The sequence below is a fragment of the Pseudomonas sp. MWU12-3103b genome (assembly GCF_023100615.1).
Taxonomy (GTDB): domain Bacteria; phylum Pseudomonadota; class Gammaproteobacteria; order Pseudomonadales; family Pseudomonadaceae; genus Aquipseudomonas; species Aquipseudomonas putida_A.
This window is the reverse complement of the sequence record NZ_JALMEY010000004.1, coordinates 189,263-206,610: the sequence shown is the minus strand read 5'-3', so window position 1 is coordinate 206,610 and position 17,348 is coordinate 189,263. Positions and strand designations below refer to the sequence as shown.

The window sequence follows — 17,348 nt, the reverse complement described above, 5'->3', positions numbered from 1 at the left end:
TCATGAAACCTACCCTTCCCCGCAGACCCCGCTGGCGCAGCCTCGCCCTGCTGGCCCTGTGTCTGGCACCGCTGCTGTGGCCGCTGGAGCATCTGGCCGAACGTTATTACCGCAGCGAACTGGCCGGGCAAAACCGCCAGACCCTCGACCTCTACGTCGCCAACCTGCTGGGCACCCTGCACCGTTATGAAGTGTTGCCGCAGATTCTCGGCGACCTGCCGGCCCTGCGCGCCGTGCTCGGTGCACCGGACGACGGCGTCACCCAGGGCAATGCCAATCGCCTGCTGAAAAACATTGCCGCACAGACTGGCGCCGAGGTCATGTACCTGATGGACACCAGCGGCCAGACTCTCGCGGCGTCGAACTGGGACAAACACGACAGTTTCGTCGGACGCAATTTCGCTTTCCGTCCGTATTTCAGCGAAGCCATGGCCGGACGTCTGGGGCGTTTCTTCGGCCTCGGCACCACTTCGGCCAAACGCGGTTATTTCTTCGCCGCCGCAGTGCGCAACGGCGAAAAAATCATCGGCGTGCTGGTGATCAAAGTCGACCTCGATCACACCGAAAGCCTGTGGGGCAAAACCCCGGAACAACTGTTGGTGACCGACCACAACGGCGTGGTGATTCTCACCTCGCGCCCGGAATGGCGCTTTCGCTCGACCCGTATCTTGAGCGACACCGAGCGCTCGGCGATCACCGCCATCCTGCCCTATCCGACCCGCGAGCCACGTCCTCTGAACCTCAGCGACAACGCCTGGCTGACCCAAACCGTCGATATCGCCGAAACCGGCTGGAGCGTCAGCATCCTCGCTCCGCGCACGCTGATCGATCGTCCGGTGCGCACCGTGGTCGCAATCGGCGGCGCCACGCTGTTGGTGGTGATGCTGTTGCTGGGGCTGATGATGCAGCGCCGTCGGCATTATCTGGAACGCATCGCCTTTGAAGCCAAGGCCCGTCGTGAACTGGAAGGTCGGGTGGCCGAGCGGACCAGCGATCTGGAAGGCCTCAACCGCCGACTCAAGCAGGAAGTGCTGGAGCGCGAACAGGCCCAGCAGGAGCTGGTCCGCGCTCAGGACGATCTGGTCCAGGCCGGCAAACTCTCGGCGCTGGGTACGATGTCGGCGAGTATTAGCCACGAGCTCAACCAGCCGCTGGCGGCGATCCGCAGCTATGCGGAAAACGCCGAAGTACTGCTCGATCATCAACGCATCGACGATGCTCGCGGCAACCTCAAACTGATCAGCGAACTGACCGGGCGCATGGCCTCGATCATCGCTCACCTGCGTGCCTTCGCCCGCCGCGACCGCCATGCCCCGGAAAGCGTGGCCCTGCAACCGGCGCTGGACGATGCGCTCGCATTGCTGGCCAAACGGCGCCGCAGCATGGAAGTCGAACTGATCCGCGATCTGCCCGCCGCCACGCTGTGGGTCGAGGCCGGGGAAACCCGTCTACGCCAGGTGCTCGGCAATCTGCTGGCCAACGCCCTCGATGCGCTGACCGAAAAAGGCCCGCCGCGCAAACTGTGGCTGAGTGCCGAATCCACGGCCGAGGGCGTCAATCTGTACATTCGCGACAACGGTCCGGGTTTCTGCATGGAAGCCCTCGGCCGCGCCAGCGAGCCCTTCTACACCACCAAGACCCGCACTCAGGGCCTTGGCCTGGGGCTGGCCATCTGTGAAACCCTGATGCGCGCCTTCGGTGGTGAACTGTCGTTCGCCAACCACAAGCAAGGCGGCGCCTTGATCACCCTGCGGCTGCGCGCCGGCGCGCCCGGGGTCAGCCTGCAACCGTCCGAGGATCGAAGTGCATGACCATCGACAATCGCATTCAGGTGGTGTTGATCGACGACGATCCGCACCTGCGTCAGGCCCTCGGCCAGACCCTGGACCTGGCCGGGCTGAAAATCCTTCCGCTGTCCGAAGCCAAAGGTCTGGCCGGGCAACTGGAGCGTGACTGGCCCGGCGTGGTGGTCAGCGACATCCGCATGCCGGGCATGGACGGCCTGGAGCTATTAAGCGAATTGCACGCTCAGGATCCGGAGCTGCCGGTGCTGCTGATCACCGGCCACGGCGACGTGCCGTTGGCGGTGCAGGCGATGCGTGCCGGCGCCTATGACTTTCTGGAAAAACCGTTCGCCAGTGACGCGCTGCTCGACAGCGTGCGCCGCGCCTTGGCCCTGCGCCGGCTGGTACTGGACAACCGCAGCCTGCGCCTGGCCCTGAGCGATCGCAACGAACTGAGCGCACGCCTGGTCGGCCACTCGGCGCCGATGCTGCGCCTGCGCGAGCAGATCGGCGCGCTGGCGGCGACCAAGGCGGACGTGCTGATCCTCGGTGAAACCGGCGCCGGTAAAGAGGTCGTGGCCCGCGCGCTGCACGATTTGTCGAGCCGGCGCAACGGCCCGTTCGTGGCGATCAACGCCGGGGCGCTGGCCGAATCGGTGGTCGAAAGTGAGCTGTTCGGGCATGAGCCAGGCGCGTTTACCGGCGCGCAGAAACGCCGGATCGGCAAGTTCGAATTCGCCAACGGCGGCACGCTGTTCCTCGATGAAATCGAAAGCATGAGCATGGACGTGCAGGTGAAACTGCTGCGCATGCTGCAAGAGCGCGTGGTCGAACGTCTGGGTGGCAATCAGTTGATCCCGCTGGACATCCGCGTCATCGCCGCGACCAAGGAAGACCTGCGTCAGGCTGCCGATCAAGGGCGTTTTCGCGCCGACTTGTACTATCGATTGAACGTTGCACCGCTGCGCATTCCGCCACTGCGCGAACGCGGCGAGGACGCGCTGGTGTTGTTCCAGCACTACGCCGATGAAGCCAGCGCCCGCCATGGTCTGCCGCCTCACGAACTGCAACCGGCGCAACGCGCATTGCTGCTGCGCCACACCTGGCCGGGCAACGTGCGCGAATTGCAGAACGCTGCCGAGCGTTTCGCCCTCGGTCTGGAACTGGCGCTGGATAACAGTGGAAGCGAAAGCGGCGGCACCAGCGTGGAAGTCATCAGTGGCGGCCTGAGCGAGCAAGTGGAAAACTTCGAGAAGTCGTTGATTGCCGCCGAACTGGCGCGCTCCCACAGTTCGGTGCGCAGCCTCGCCGAAGCCCTGGGTATTCCGCGCAAGACCCTGCACGACAAACTGCGCAAGCACGGCTTGAATTTCGCCGACAGTAACGCCAATGGAGACGAAGCCGAATGAGCCGCGACAGTCGCTATCTGGAGTCGGTGCTGCATCACGACATTCCCCTGACGCGCGAGATGGGCCTCAAGGTCCTCGCCTGGCACGAGCAGCAGTTGAGCCTGCACTTGCCGCTGGAGCCGAACGTCAATCACAAAAGCACCATGTTCGGCGGCAGCCTCTATTGTGGCGCGGTGCTGGCGGGCTGGGGCTGGCTGCATTTGCGCCTGAAGGAAGAAGGCATCGACGACGGGCACATCGTGATTCAGGAAGGCCAGATCAGTTATCCGCTGCCCGTGACCGATGATGCCACAGCGATTTGTCCGCCACCGGAAGCGGCGGTCTGGAAGAAGTTTCTGGCGATGTATCAGCGTTATGGGCGCGCACGGTTGACGCTCAATACGCGAATCGTCAACGCCGGCAGTGATGAGAATGCAGTGACGTTCAGCGGGCAATACGTTCTGCACCGCTGAACGTCAACAGCCCCTCACCCTAACCCTCTCCCGGAGGGAGAAGGGACTGACCGAGGCGTCTTGCGTCAGGCATCGACCTGAAAGATCGGCAGCGATTATGGATTCAGTAGAACTGGCTCAAGTCGGTGAACCTCACCAGCATCCCCCAATCGGCCCCCTCTCCCTCCGGGAGAGGGCTGGGGTGAGGGGAATCGAGAATCCACCCACTTACCCCCGAGCCAGTTCCAGCAATCTTGAACGCCACGCCGCCTTCGCCGGCAACGCCAGAAAGAACTCATTGAGCAGCGATTCCCGCGCCGGATAACAGAACGCTTCGCCCTGCAGATCCAACACTTCGCCGCCAGCACCTTCGAGCACGCCCTGCGCCGCCGCGGTGTCCCACTGCGAAGTTGGCGCCAATCGCGGATAACAATCCGCCGCCCCTTCAGCCAACAGACAAAACTTCAACGAACTGCCGATGTTTGCCAGTTGCAACTCGCCCAAACTGGCGCTCAGACCGGCAAGCAGCCGCTCTTGCTCCGGACTCGAGTGCCGACGGCTCGCCACCACGGTGAACGCTTCACCGGGCGCGAGCACCTCACGCACCTCAATCGCCACCGGCGAACCACCTTTGTCCCCACGCCACGCGCCGAGACCGGCTCCGCCGACATAGAACCGGCCATTGGTCGGCATCGTCACCACGCCAAACACCACCCGCCCGTTTTCGATCAGGGCGATGTTGACGGTGAATTCTTCACTGCCGCTGATGAACTCCTTGGTGCCATCCAGCGGATCCACCAGCCACCAGCGCTGCCACCCGGCGCGCACGCTCTGCGGAATGTTGGCGTCTTCCTCGGACAGAATCGGAATACTGGAGTCCAGCGCGGTCAGCCCGGCGACGATGACATGGTGCGCGGCCATGTCCGCTGCGGTCACCGGTGAATCATCGGACTTGGCGGTGACCTCCACGCCAGAGCGCCAGAACGGCAGAATCGCCTCGCCAGCCTGCAACGCCAGCTCAACCACCGGCGCCATCAACGGATGGGAAAACTTCATCGACATCTCACTCATGACTGAAAGAACCCGCGCTGCGTCAGCAGATCACGCGCCAGATACAGCGCAGCCAGGGCACGGCCTTCGGTAAATTGCGGGTTTTGCGCCAGCGCCGCCAGTTCACGCAGGTTGACCTTGTCGACGCGCATCGGCTCCGGCTCGTCGCCCTCCAGACGCTCCTCGTACAAATCGGTGGCCAACACCACCTGGATCTTCTGGCTCATGTAACCGGGCGACAGCGACAACTCGGTCAGATGTTCCAGCTGGCGCGCGCCGAAACCGGCCTCCTCCTTGAGTTCGCGCTCGGCCGCTGCCAGCACATCTTCACCCGGCTCGATCAAGCCTTTGGGCAGGGACAGTTCGTACTCGTCAGTGCCGCCGCAGTATTCCTCGACCAGCACCGCGTGTTCGCTGTCGAGCATCGCCACAATCATCACCGCGCCATAACCCGCGCCTTTGCCAACCAGACGCTCGTAAGTGCGTTCCACGCCATTGGAAAAACGCAGCTTCAGTTCTTCGACGCAAAACAGACGACTGGTGGCGACAATCTCGCGGGCGAGTACAGTGGGTTTCTGGCGCATGCAAAGCTCCTTGGCGTGAACGCGCTACTATAACGCGGCTTTCCCGATTGTTTGTGTCGGATATCTTTCTACCGCTCGAGACGTTGCCATGCCTTCTTTACCGTGGTCTGACATCGATACCGTCCTGCTGGACATGGACGGTACCCTGCTGGATCTGCACTTCGACAACCATTTCTGGCTGGAACACCTGCCGCAACGCTACGCCGAACTGCACGGGGTGAGCCGGGCCATGGCCGACATGGAGTTGCAGCCGCTGTTCGAGCGCCATGCCGGGCAACTGCAGTGGTACTGCCTGGATTTCTGGAGTGCCGAACTGAAGCTCTCGGTGCGCGAGCTGAAACTGGAAACCGCGCACCTGATCGCGCTGCGTCCGGATGCCGACACCTTTCTGCAGGCGATCAAAAAAGCCGGCAAACGGGTGATCATGATCACCAACGCGCACCGCGATTCGCTCTCACTGAAACTGGAGCGGATCGAACTGGCGCCGTACTTCGAGCGGCTGATCAGCTCCCACGATTACGGTTATCCCAAGGAGAACCCGCAGTTCTGGGATGCCTTGCAGGCGGATATCGATTTTGATCCGGCACGCAGTCTTTTCATCGACGATACGTTGCCGATTCTGCGTAGTGCGCGGGAATTTGGCGTGACGCATTTGTTGGCGGTGAAAGAGCCGGACAGTCGCAAAGGGCCGAAGGACACGGCTGAGTTTGCGGCACTTGAAGACTACCGCGATTTGATTCGTGGTCTCTGATTTCCTGCAGGAGCTGCCTAAGGCTGCGATCTTTTGACTTTGATTGTTTAAAAAACACGATCAAAAGATCGCAGCCTTCGGCAGCTCCTACAGGGTGTTGTGTTACTCCGGGATACGCAGGGTCTGGCCCGGGTAGATTTTGTTTACATCCTTGAGCATTGGTTTGTTGGCCTCAAAGATCTTGTTGTACTGATTGGCGTTGCCATACACCGCGAGGGAAATCGCACTGAGGGTGTCGCCTTTTTTCACCACGACAAAACGTGCGGCAGCCACAACCGGCCCGGTCACGGTGATCTGATCATCAACACTGCCCACGCCTTCGATGTTACCCACCGCCAGCAGAATTTTTTCCTTCTCCTCCTGACTTGCAACTTCACCGGTGACCGTCACCTTGTCGCCGTCCACGGTTGCCTGAACATTCGGGTTGCCCAACCCGACCTTGCTGATATGTTCCTTCAACTGTTCGCTGGCATTGGCATTACCCGGGGTCAGCAGGTCGATCAGCTTTTCACCGGCTTCTTTCACAAAGCTCAACAGACTCATAGCGCACACTCCTTGATTTGGATTCCAGACGTCAAAGCCTAGACCACACCAGACCAACCCGGTTCCGGGCCGACCAATGACCCGACAGCCGCTTGATCGACGCCATCTATCAATAGATCGACAGTACCGATTAGACGCGACAAGTTGCCGCGCCTAGTCTTAGCGTTGATCAATCCGTCGGTGATGCCATGAACGCCAAGCGCCCAACTTGCGCGGCGCCTGCACTCGAAACGCCCGCGCCCGCCGCCAGCCAGACCTACAGCTACAGCGATCTGCCCCTTGTGGAATCGGCCAGCACCGCGCTCGCCGAGGAAGTCGCGTTGGCGATCGCCTACAACGGTATCAGTCAGGCTGTGATGCTGGTGACGCCGACGGATCTGGAAGACTTCATCGTCGGTTTCAGCCTTGGCAGCGGCATCATCGAAGACGCCAGCGACATTTATGACCTGCAACTGACCGGCGCGGGCTCGGCGCAATACGCGCAGGTGACCATCGCCAACCGCGCGTTCTGGAACCTCAAGCAACAGCGCCGGCAACTGGCCGGCACCAGCGGTTGCGGGCTGTGCGGCGTTGAAGCCGTCGAGCAAGCGTTGCCCGATCTGAACGTCCTGCCAGGTGCACCGTTACCGCCCGCCGCATGGCTCGACGGCCTGCGCCAGCGCATCGGGGCATTTCAGCCGCTCGGTCAGCACTGCGGCGCGGTACACGCGGCGGTGTTCATGAACGCCAGCGGTGAATTGCTGCTGGGCCGTGAAGACATCGGCCGGCACAACGCCCTCGACAAACTGATTGGCGGGCTGATCCGCCAGAAGATTTCCACAGAAGGTGGCCTGGCGATTGTCACCAGCCGTTGCAGTCTCGAATTGATCCAGAAAGTTTTACGCGCCGGCATCCAGACTCTGGTCAGCCTGTCCGCGCCCACGGGCCTTGCCGTGCAATGGGCCCGTCGCCACAACCTCAATCTCATCCACCTGCCGCAGAAGAATGCGCCGCGGGTCTACAGCCCAGCGATGGAGAATCAAGCGTGAGCCAACATCATCAAGCCGACCAGAAACCTGTCCCGCGCTACAAACCTTACAAAGGTGCAGCCGGCGGCTGGGGTGCGCTGATCAGCGTGGCCCAGGCCTGGTTGACCAGCGACAACGCGTTGAAAAACCTGCGCATGATGCTCAAGACCAACCAGAACGGCGGCTTCGACTGCCCGGGCTGCGCCTGGGGCGATTCGCCGGAAAGCGGCATGGTCAAGTTTTGCGAGAACGGCGCCAAAGCAGTGAACTGGGAAGCGACCAAGCGGCGGGTGGACGGAAAGTTCTTCGCCAAACACAGCGTCACTTCGTTGCTGGAGCAGAGCGACTATTGGCTTGAATACCAGGGCCGCCTGACCGAGCCGATGGTCTACGACGCGCAGACCGACCGCTACAAACCCATCGCCTGGGACGATGCCTTTGCAATGATCGGCAAACACCTGCAAGCGCTGTCGAGCCCGGACCAGGCCGAGTTCTACACCTCGGGCCGTGCCAGCAACGAAGCGGCGTACCTGTATCAGCTGTTCGTGCGCGCCTACGGCACCAACAACTTCCCCGACTGCTCGAACATGTGCCACGAGGCCAGCGGTGTGGCGTTGGCGCAGAGCGTTGGCGTCGGCAAAGGCACCGTGACTTTCGACGACTTCGAACACGCCGACGCGATTTTCGTCTGGGGCCAGAACCCCGGCACCAACCATCCGCGGATGCTCGAACCCCTGCGTGAAGCGGTGAAGCGCGGCGCGCAAGTAGTGTGCATCAACCCGCTGAAAGAACGTGGCCTGGAACGTTTCCAGCACCCGCAGCACCCGATCGAAATGCTCACCAACGGCGACAAGCCGACCAACACCGCGTACTTCCGTCCGGCACTGGGCGGCGACATGGCGGTGCTGCGCGGCATGGCCAAGTTCCTCTTACAGTGGGAGCGCGATGCGCAGAAGGCCGGCACGCCGGCAGTGTTCGATCATGACTTCCTCAATGCGCACAGCGCCAACGTGCTGGAGTATCTCGGCGTGGTCGATGACACGCCTTGGGAGCAAATCGTCGCGCAATCCGGCCTGACCCTGGTGGAGATCGAGCAAGCGGCGCGCATGTACGCCAAAGGCAAGAACGTCATCATGTGCTGGGCGATGGGTATCACTCAGCATCGCCACTCGGTGCCGACCATCCAGGAAATCGCCAACCTGATGCTGCTGCGCGGCAACGTCGGCAAACCCGGCGCCGGCCTGTGTCCGGTGCGCGGTCACAGTAACGTGCAGGGCGACCGCACCATGGGTATCAACGAGCGTCCGCCGGTGGCGTTCCTCGATTCCCTTGAGCGGCGTTTCCAGTTCAAGGTGCCGCGTGACAACGGGCACAACGTGGTCGAGGCGATCCATGCGATGGCCGAGGGCCGCGCGAAGGTCTTCATCGGTCTGGGCGGCAACTTTGCCCAGGCCACGCCGGACAGCCCGCGCACCTTCGCGGCGCTGAGCAATTGCGACCTGACCGTGCAGATCAGCACCAAGCTCAACCGCAGCCACCTGGCCCACGGTAAAGACGCACTGATCCTGCCGTGCCTGGGTCGAACCGACATCGATATCCAGGCCGAAGGCCCGCAAGCGGTCACCGTGGAAGACTCGTTCAGCATGGTTCACGCGTCCAACGGCCAGTTGCAGCCGCTGTCGAACCAGATGCGCTCGGAACCGGCAATCATCGCCGGCATCGCCGCCGCCACGCTGGGCAGCAAACCGGTGGACTGGAACTGGCTGGTGGCCGATTACCGGCGCATCCGCGACCTGATCGCCGATACCATTCCGGGCTTCAAGGACTTCAACGAAAAGGTCAAGAACCCGGGCGGTTTCTACCTCGGCAACAGTGCCGGTGCACGCAAGTGGAACACCCCGTCGGGCCGGGCCAATTTCCGCGCGAACCTGCTGCCCAAGGATCTGGTGCACGAGCGTACCCGCGCCACCGGGCAACTGCCGGATCTGATCCTGCAATCGATGCGCTCCCACGATCAGTACAACACCACGATCTATGGCCTCGACGACCGTTACCGTGGGGTCAAGGGCCAGCGCGATGTGTTGTTCGCCAACGAGGCCGACATCATTCGTCTGGGCTTCCGCCCGGGGCAGAAGGCCGACATCGTGTCGATCTGGGACGATGGCCGTGAGCGTCGGGTGAAGGGCTTTACCTTGCTGGCGTTTGATATTCCGGCGGGTCAGGCAGCGGCTTACTACCCGGAAGTGAATCCGCTGGTGCCGCTGGAAAGCACCGGGGATGGCAGCCATACGCCGACATCGAAGTTCATTGCGATCCGGCTGGAGGCAGCAAGCGAGACTGGGTTGATCATGGCCAAATCTGCGTAAAGCGTTGCCTGGACTGACCCCTTCGCGAGCAAGCCCGCTCCCACATTGGAATGCATTTCAAATGTGGGAGCGGGCTTGCTCGCGAAAGCGGTGGCACATTCAACAAAAATCTTTGTACCCTGCACCCTTCCAACGCCCACAAAAAAGGCCGCTTTTTCTCAAAAGCGGCCTGTCCGAAGTAGCTAAAGACCGGCGAAAATCGCTTAAGTTCCGCATACAAAACAGCAACTTGCATAATTGTATACAAGTCGTGTTATTCGTCGGATTTCGATTGTCAGCCTTGTTACACAGCCTCAGGATCGGCGCCGTCATCCCTTTGAGGCTCCTCTATGAAGTTCTCCTCGATTCTCTTGTTGTCCCTTGGCCTGGTCAGTGGCTTCGCTTCTGCCGGAGGCACCACCGAAGCAGGTGTGGGCGGCGCATTGGGCGGGGTTCTTGGCTCGGTCGTCGGTCAGTCTTTAGGCGGCAGCACAGGTTCAACCATTGGCGCAGCTCTGGGCGGCGCGGGTGGTAGCGCGGTCGGCGCCAACAAACACAGCCGTGGCGAAGCGGCCATCGGCGGTGCGTTGGGCGCAGCCGGCGGTAACGTGGTTGGCCGCAGCATGGGCGGCACCACCGGCAGTCTGATCGGCGCCGCAGCAGGTGGCGGTGCCGGTGGCGCGCTGGGCAATTACATGGGTAACCAGAGCAATGACGAGGGTCGTCATTACGATCGCGGCCGTGACGACCGTCGCTACTATCGCGACCGTCACCCTGGCCGTGGCCACGCTTATGGCCACCGCAAGCATCACCGCTACTATCGCGACTAATCCGTTGCGTTAAGCGCGAAAGCAAAATTCGCAGCCCAAGGGCTGCGATTTTTTTTGCTCTGGTTCAAACCACCAGACGCTCCAGCGCGTCACGCAATCTGCCTGGAGTCGGCACCGGCTGATTGCTCGTCCGGTCCACGAATACATGGACAAAACGCCCCGCCGCACACGCCTCGCTTTCACCGACCTTGAACACCGCCAGTTCATATTGCACCGAACTGTTACCCAGCTTGCCGACCCGCAGACCGATCTCGATCAGGTCCGGGAAAGCGATCGAGGCGAAATAATCGCAAGATGAACTCACGACAAAACCCACTACCTCGCCGTCGTGGATATCCAGGCCACCGACCTGAATCAGGTAAGTGTTCACGGCAGTATCGAAAAAGCTGTAGTAGGTGACGTTGTTGATGTGGCCATAAGCATCGTTGTCGTGCCAGCGGGTGGTGATCGGCTGGAAATGCGGGTAATCGGCGCGTTGCGCCATGGTGCTGGACATCGGTATCGACTCCTTGAGTTATCTGTCCAGTCTAAAGGTAAAAACCTTTGCCTCGCGCCGCCAGCTCGCCAATCAGTGGCGCCGGCCGCCATTGATCGCCCTGTCGCGTCTCCAGCGCCAGCAAGCGCTTGTGAATGTCCGCCAGCCCCTGATCGTCCGCCCAGGCCATCGGGCCGCCTCTGTCCGCCGGGAAGCCGTAGCCATTGAGGTACACCTGATCGATGTCATGTGCCGATTCGGCAATGCCGTCCTGAAGAATTTTCGCGCCCTCGTTGACCAGCGCCAGAAGACACCGCTCGAGGATTTCCTCGGACCCAATCTCCCGGCGCTGAAAGCCGAGGCCTTCGCTGACGCTCAATATCAGCGCATCGACCTCAGGATCATGCTCTGCCTGACGACTGCCCGGCTCGTAGTGGTAGTAACCGTTGCCGGACTTCTGCCCGAAACGCCCCAGTTCGCATAAACGGTTGTCGACCTGAACCTCTGGCGCATCCTGCCCCTTGCCGGCCAATTCGCGCGCGCGCCATTCCAGATCGATGCCCACGACGTCATACATGCGGAACGGTCCCATGGCGAAACCGAAGCCCTGCAAAACCGTATCGACCTGCTGTGGATAAGCGCCCTCGAGCAGCATCTTGCGCGCCTCCAGTACATACGGATGCAACATGCGATTGCCGATAAAACCGTGGCAGTTGCCCGACACCACACTGACCTTGCCCATGCGTTTGCCCAGCACCAGCGCCGCTTCCAGTGCGGCTGGCGACGTCTGCGCGCCACGTACAATTTCCAGCAGTTTCATGATGTGCGCGGGGCTGAAGAAATGCAGGCCGAGCACTTGCGATGGACGTTTTGTTGCAGCGGCAATCGCATCAATATCCAGTGCCGAGGTGTTGCTCGCCAACAACGCCTCAGGCTTGAGCAGGCCATCCAGTTCGCGAAAGATCTTCTGCTTGAGCGCGAGGTTTTCGTACACCGCTTCGATCACCAGATCGACGTTGCGGATCGCCACATAGTCTGCCGCCGCACTGACACGGGCAATCCGCGCATCGGCCTCGGCCTGGTCGATCCGTCCCTGTCGCACGTTGTGCGCATAGGTATCGGCCACGGTGGACAGCGCCTGTTCGAGCATCTGTGGATTGTTATCGACCCACTGCACGGCGATGCCGGCATTGGCCAGGCACATGACAATACCGCGGCCCATGGTGCCCGCGCCGATCACGGCAGCTTGCTGAATATCGAAGGATGTCTGGCTCATGTTGTTCTCTTGTTGGCGATCCGAAGACAGCCTTCACCATAGTCAGGCACCGGGCGTTTTTGAAGTTTATTACCGTGATGAGCGACATTCAGCGCATGGATACAGGCCGCCATGGCATCACACGCTCCCACAGGGTTTGTATTTACTCGAGCAGATGATTGTCAGCCCAACTGCGGACTTCCGCGTACGGATACTGCTCCAGCGCCGCATACCCCGAGATCGTCCGCGCCTTCAACTTGGTAAACAGCGGCACGCTGATCCCGCACAGAAAACGCGTCAGGCGCTCCGCCGTCGGCACATGGCCGGTGTGCAGTTCGTGCCTGTGGATAAAATCACCGCACAACGCCGCGAAGTTCTTATCCACAAGCGCTGGCAACTCGGGAGGTGCCGGAAGCCGCGCGACATCACCGTGGCACACCGAACAGTGCCCGCAGTGCTCGGGCGCATTGTGGTCGCCGAAGTACTCGGCCAGGCGATAACCCAGGCAGCGCTCAGTGGCGAACAGTTCGAGCATGGCGTGAATCCGCGCGACTTCAGTCTGTTCATGCCGGGTGAAGTATTCGTGCAACTCGGCGCTCAGCACAGCGCTGTCGAAATCGCTGTGCAGCACGTTGTAGACCTCGGTCATCTGCTTGCTCTCAAGCTCGACCCAGCCCTTCTCCTGAAAATAATCCAGCGCCGTCACCACCCGATTGCGTTCAGCCGAATACTGCGTGTACATCGCCTCGAAATTCACCGTGGCCCAGGTACGTGCGCGGCTGGAGGTGTGAATGATGGCCGCGACAAACTCCCTGCGCTCTCCCTCGAAACGCTCAAGCAACGCTTCCGGCTCCAGCAGGTATTTGAAACGGTACTCGGCGTAATAGGCATAGCGCGGAGCAATCAGGCCGCGAAGCTCCATTTGCACTAACAACGTCTTCAGCGGCAGCGTGCGAATGTTGCTCTGATCCGCCAACGGCCCGAGCAGAAACTCCCACTGTCCTTCGGGCGTGGCAGCCTGCATTTCCTCCAGCACACAACGAATTCCCTCGCGCTCCGGGGTATCGCCGTAGACGAAATTTTCCAGCACGTTGAGGCTGTCGCGGTTGGCCAGCACCAGGCAATCCGATGGCTGCCCGTCCCGCCCGGCGCGACCGATTTCCTGACTGTAGTTCTCGATGGATTTCGGCAGGTCGAAATGCACCACGTTGCGGATGTCACTCTTGTCGATGCCCATGCCGAACGCAATGGTCGCGACAATGCAATTGGACTGTCCGGCCATGAAGCGCTTCTGGATCGCCTCGCGCTGATCGTTGGGTAAACCGGCGTGATAAGCCTCGGCCTGTATGCCGTTGCGCCCCAGATGTTCGGCGATGTGCTCGGCGGTTTTCTGCAGCGTGACGTAGACGATGCTCGGCTGGCTCGGGCGCTCGCTCATCCACTCCACCAGACGTCGGCGTTTGTCCTGGCCGCGCACCGGCTCCACCAGCAGATTGAGGTTTGGGCGATAGAAACCGGTGGTCACAACATCTTCGGCAGCGATGGCGAATTTGGCTTGCATATCGGCGATGACTTTCGGCGTCGCCGTGGCCGTCAGCAGCAGGGTTTGCGGGATATTGAACTGACGCTGGTAGTCCGGCAGCTTCAGGTAGTCGGGGCGGAAGTTGTGACCCCACTCCGAGATGCAGTGCGCCTCGTCAATCACCAGCAGCGAGATCGGCACCTGCTGCAAAAAATTGCGAAAACGCTCGTTCTTCAGGCGCTCCACCGAGATCATCAGGATCTTCAATTCACCCGAACGGGCGCGGGCCATCACATCATTGGCGTCATCGCGGCTTTGTGCCGAATCGATGCTGCCGGCACTGATGCCGTGACGCTTGAGGAATGCCAGTTGATCCTGCATCAACGCCAACAGTGGCGAGACCACCAGGGTCAGATGTGGCAGCAACAGTGCCGGTACTTGATAGCACAGCGACTTGCCAGACCCGGTGGGGAAAATCGCTGCCGCCGAGCGCCCGGCCAGTACCGCGCTGATCGCGGCTTCCTGCCCGGGTCGAAACTGTGGATAACCGAAAACCTGTTCCAGGGTGTTGTGCATGCGCTGTCACTCCGTTGACCGCTGTGATGCCAACAGCCTAGCGGGCGATCGCAGCGAGTCGAGAAAAGGCCGGGGTCAATTCAATACGGGATGATACAGCCAATAGCGCAGACAACTCGGTCCACTGCAGGAGCGAGCCTGCTCGCGAAGGGGCACAAAACAGCGATACAAACTTACCCGTTCAGGGCCGCAAAACCGCCACTCGCAGTTGCTCGTTCAACACCTGCTCATGCACGCCTTGGCTTTTGCTCGCCCACAACGCATGAGCCGGGCTGATGTCACCGGTGAAGGCCGCCGCCAATTGCCGCAGTTCCGCAACACTGCGCACGCGCGGGCAGAACGGCTGCCCGTCACAGTCAACGCTGGCGTTGCGATAGGTGCTCAGCAAACGATCCCACAGACCGTCACGCACCTGCCTGATCGACTTGAGCTGCACATGCGGCACACCCAGTCGCTGCTCCAGCCCTGCCTCGTCCAGCGCTTCACTGGCGAGCAAGGCCCTGCCGAACATCAACACCTCGGCGCGCGAGGCGGTATCGATGCCAGTCTGGCTGGAGAGCGCATCGGGCCAACCGGTGCGTTCGAGGTCGGCAAACGTCCAGCCGTTGCCGGCATCAGACGCCATGGCCAAACGGCAACCACTGGCCCATAGCAATAAAATCGAGGCCATACGTAGCCACTGCATACTCAATTCCCTTTAAGCGCGTATCGGACGTTTGGAAACGTCCTACAGATTCTGGCGCGCACCATACATAGATCTGCCAAGAAACGCCTGTGAATCCTGTGGGAAATTTCTGCGCTAGGGGTTTCACCCCGAAAAAACCGCAAAACCTTGTAGGGCATATGCCCGGCCCTCGGAAAATCCCCTACGAACGGCGTCCATTGCGGCGCTCTTGTGAGTGCTCGCCACGCACTTCTATAGTGGCCGGCGCGACTGACCACTGAATCAGCCCCGCCCGAGTGCCTTTGTAAAGGACAAGCCTCACCATGATTACCCGCTATCGCCCTTTGAAGACTTGCTACAACGAAAATCCCGTATTGGTCATCGATACTCACTCCAGCCATCGCGATCTGCTTGATGCCGCGGACCAGCGACTGCGTGCCGCCAGCGATCTGCTGGAAACCCTTTACTGTTTATGTTTCAAACAGGCCGACGTGAAAGATATACCTAACATCGTCAATGCTCTTTATTTATTAGTGCAGGATGGCTGTGACTTGCTCGAAGTAGCAAAACATAAACCCCAACAACAGACCGACACTGAAAACAACTAAAATCCAGAAACAACAGAATGCTTTAATAAACATCCAAAAAAGTCCTAAGTTGTTGACTCTTACTTTAACCGAGAGCAACACAATGACTGTTTTAACTATATTTTTTTGCGGAACTGGTTCCAATAAATTCGACGTCACCCACGAAAACTTCTGGAACGGTGAACTGATTTCCACCTTGGCTGCCAATCATACGGGTTACGAGTTTGCCGAGTGGATCGTGGTCGATGGCCCCGGCAGCGGCAACCTGCAGGCCGACGATCTATTCACCAAGACCAAGGAATACGGCATGAGCGGCACCTTGTTCGGCAAGGGCTGGGAAGAAAACGTGTTGCATGCGCTCAATATCATCAAGGGCAAATGCGACTGGCAACGCGAGCAACTGACTGAAGCCGAATACAATCGCCTGAAAGCTGCCGGCATTCCGATCGAAGATGTAAAAGTCGAGGGTTCCTGGTTCTGGCGCAAATATAATTACGGTAATCGCAGCATTACCCAGCAGCAATTACAGGAAGGAATCATCAAAACCCACCGCAAGGATGGTGTTATTCCGACTCAAGTCAATCTCGTCGGTTGGAGCCGGGGCGGCATCAGTTGCCATATGTTGGCCAATGCAATGTTCAAGGACAGTCTGCTGAAAAACATCCCGGTCAATATCTTCGCTCTTGATCCCGTGCCAGGTATTGGTAACTTTCAGGAAGAGCGCGTCAAACTCGCGGGCAATGTCAAAGAGTATGTAGCGTTCTATGCTCGTGACGAACGCTCAAAAGGTTTCAGCTGCGTCATTCCACAGACCGCTACCGGCACTAAAACCTACATCTATCCTATGGCTGGCCGCCACGCCACCATGGCCGGCAATGCCACCAGCAGCGGCGGCGTCCCGACCGGCGCCAGTGATCTGAAAGCGCTGTCCGAGCCCGGACGCATCGTGCGCCACCTCGCCGAAACCTGCCTCAAACGCTGGGGCGTGCAACTGCAAAAAACGTTGAATCTGACCCAGGCCGATCTGGAAAACCTCACCAACGGCATCGCACGCGACGAAGCCAAATACACACTGATGCACAAACATTCCTACACCTACTTCACCGAGCTGGACCAAGGCGAGCGCTACGTTTCGCTGGGCAGCAAAGGTGTACCGTTCACCAGCGTGAAAGGCGAGATCTACAAGCCGGCAACCGGCCTGGCAACCAGCTTGCTGGATATTTCGGCGTATCAGCATTTACGTTGAAAAACGAAGAAAGACCGGTAGGAACGCCCGATGAGATCTTCATCCCGTTCCTACACGCCAAGACTCTTTGTCGCCTATCGCGGCTTGAGATCACAAATCTATAGTCGTGACTGTCGCTGGCAAATCAGCGGCTCGGGCTTGGTCACCCGGTGGGACACATAAATGCGTCCGTTGTATGCTGCCGGCAATTCAAATGTCTGCACGCTTAATGGTGGCTGTGTTTGGGACGCCTTTGAGCGTGCCGGACTTGTGTGTTCCTTCGGTTGACCAACCCGAACACAGTTCGCCT

Annotated in this window: 16 protein-coding genes; 9 read left to right on the top strand and 7 right to left on the bottom strand. The window is 60.1% G+C overall.

The features are described from left to right. The first annotated feature begins 2 nt into the window (after nt 1-2). Genes M0808_RS08970 through M0808_RS08960 form a run of 3 tightly spaced genes read left to right on the top strand, consistent with a single transcriptional unit; the run spans nt 3 to nt 3,645 of the window. Nucleotides 3-1,811 (top strand): ATP-binding protein, encoded by a 1,809-nt coding sequence (locus M0808_RS08970; RefSeq protein ID WP_247840788.1) that lies wholly within the window; start codon nt 3-5, stop codon nt 1,809-1,811. Then, entirely contained in the window at nt 1,808-3,193 is a 1,386-nt protein-coding gene (locus tag M0808_RS08965; RefSeq protein ID WP_098966712.1) for a sigma-54 dependent transcriptional regulator, read from the top strand. The genes M0808_RS08970 and M0808_RS08965 overlap by 4 nt, the downstream gene beginning before the upstream one ends. Continuing rightward, nucleotides 3,190-3,645: a YiiD C-terminal domain-containing protein gene (locus tag M0808_RS08960; RefSeq protein ID WP_134785197.1), complete on the top strand. Its 456-nt coding sequence runs from the start codon at nt 3,190-3,192 to the stop codon at nt 3,643-3,645. Before M0808_RS08965 ends, M0808_RS08960 begins: the two co-directional genes overlap by 4 nt. 207 nt (nt 3,646-3,852) lie before the next feature. Here M0808_RS08960 and cysQ read toward each other — a convergent pair whose 3' ends face one another. Next, entirely contained in the window at nt 3,853-4,686 is an 834-nt protein-coding gene (gene cysQ / locus M0808_RS08955; RefSeq protein WP_098966709.1) for a 3'(2'),5'-bisphosphate nucleotidase CysQ, read from the bottom strand. Between the two features lie 5 nt (nt 4,687-4,691). Then, nucleotides 4,692-5,258 carry an ADP compounds hydrolase NudE gene (gene nudE, locus M0808_RS08950; protein WP_047600934.1) on the bottom strand — a complete coding sequence of 189 codons (567 nt, stop codon included), beginning with the start codon at nt 5,256-5,258 and terminating at the stop codon, nt 4,692-4,694. Between the two features lie 88 nt (nt 5,259-5,346). On the opposite strand from nudE, the gene yrfG reads away from it, so the two are divergent. Further along, nucleotides 5,347-6,009, top strand: a complete 663-nt coding sequence (gene yrfG / locus M0808_RS08945) for a GMP/IMP nucleotidase (RefSeq protein WP_247840786.1) — start codon at nt 5,347-5,349, stop codon at nt 6,007-6,009. Nucleotides 6,010-6,111: 102 nt separating this feature from the next. Here yrfG and lysM read toward each other — a convergent pair whose 3' ends face one another. Next, nucleotides 6,112-6,552: a peptidoglycan-binding protein LysM gene (lysM, locus tag M0808_RS08940; protein WP_027611221.1), complete on the bottom strand. Its 441-nt coding sequence runs from the start codon at nt 6,550-6,552 to the stop codon at nt 6,112-6,114. Between the two features lie 188 nt (nt 6,553-6,740). Between lysM and fdhD the strand changes: the two genes are divergently transcribed. The 3 genes from fdhD to M0808_RS08925 all read left to right on the top strand — a co-directional run bounded on the left by fdhD (nt 6,741) and on the right by M0808_RS08925 (nt 10,734). Next, on the top strand, nt 6,741-7,580 hold the full coding sequence (gene fdhD, locus M0808_RS08935; protein ID WP_027611220.1) for a formate dehydrogenase accessory sulfurtransferase FdhD: 840 nt from the start codon (nt 6,741-6,743) through the stop codon (nt 7,578-7,580). Beyond that, complete coding sequence (locus M0808_RS08930; protein WP_247840784.1) at nt 7,577-9,925, top strand: FdhF/YdeP family oxidoreductase; 2,349 nt, start codon at nt 7,577-7,579, stop codon at nt 9,923-9,925. Before fdhD ends, M0808_RS08930 begins: the two co-directional genes overlap by 4 nt. A 329-nt stretch (nt 9,926-10,254) precedes the next feature. Then, nucleotides 10,255-10,734, top strand: coding sequence for a glycine zipper domain-containing protein (locus M0808_RS08925; RefSeq protein ID WP_027611218.1), 480 nt, complete (start codon nt 10,255-10,257; stop codon nt 10,732-10,734). Nucleotides 10,735-10,798: 64 nt separating this feature from the next. Here the strand turns inward: M0808_RS08925 and M0808_RS08920 are convergent, their stop codons facing one another. The 4 genes from M0808_RS08920 to M0808_RS08905 form a co-directional block, all read right to left on the bottom strand. Further along, nucleotides 10,799-11,230 (bottom strand): thioesterase family protein, encoded by a 432-nt coding sequence (locus M0808_RS08920; protein ID WP_247840782.1) that lies wholly within the window; start codon nt 11,228-11,230, stop codon nt 10,799-10,801. Nucleotides 11,231-11,261: 31 nt separating this feature from the next. After that, nucleotides 11,262-12,485: a 3-hydroxyacyl-CoA dehydrogenase gene (locus M0808_RS08915; RefSeq protein WP_247840780.1), complete on the bottom strand. Its 1,224-nt coding sequence runs from the start codon at nt 12,483-12,485 to the stop codon at nt 11,262-11,264. A 142-nt stretch (nt 12,486-12,627) separates the two neighbouring features. After that, the gene (locus M0808_RS08910; RefSeq protein WP_247840778.1) at nt 12,628-14,562 is read right to left on the bottom strand and encodes an ATP-dependent DNA helicase RecQ; all 1,935 of its coding nucleotides are present in this window, start codon (nt 14,560-14,562) and stop codon (nt 12,628-12,630) included. Nucleotides 14,563-14,743: 181 nt separating this feature from the next. Next, the gene (locus M0808_RS08905; protein ID WP_096796723.1) at nt 14,744-15,247 is read right to left on the bottom strand and encodes a polysaccharide deacetylase; all 504 of its coding nucleotides are present in this window, start codon (nt 15,245-15,247) and stop codon (nt 14,744-14,746) included. 302 nt (nt 15,248-15,549) lie between these two features. On the opposite strand from M0808_RS08905, the gene M0808_RS08900 reads away from it, so the two are divergent. Beyond that, nucleotides 15,550-15,834 (top strand): hypothetical protein, encoded by a 285-nt coding sequence (locus M0808_RS08900; protein ID WP_027611213.1) that lies wholly within the window; start codon nt 15,550-15,552, stop codon nt 15,832-15,834. An 82-nt stretch (nt 15,835-15,916) separates the two neighbouring features. Further along, entirely contained in the window at nt 15,917-17,059 is a 1,143-nt protein-coding gene (locus M0808_RS08895; protein WP_223008833.1) for a hypothetical protein, read from the top strand. Nucleotides 17,060-17,348: the final 289 nt, after the last annotated feature.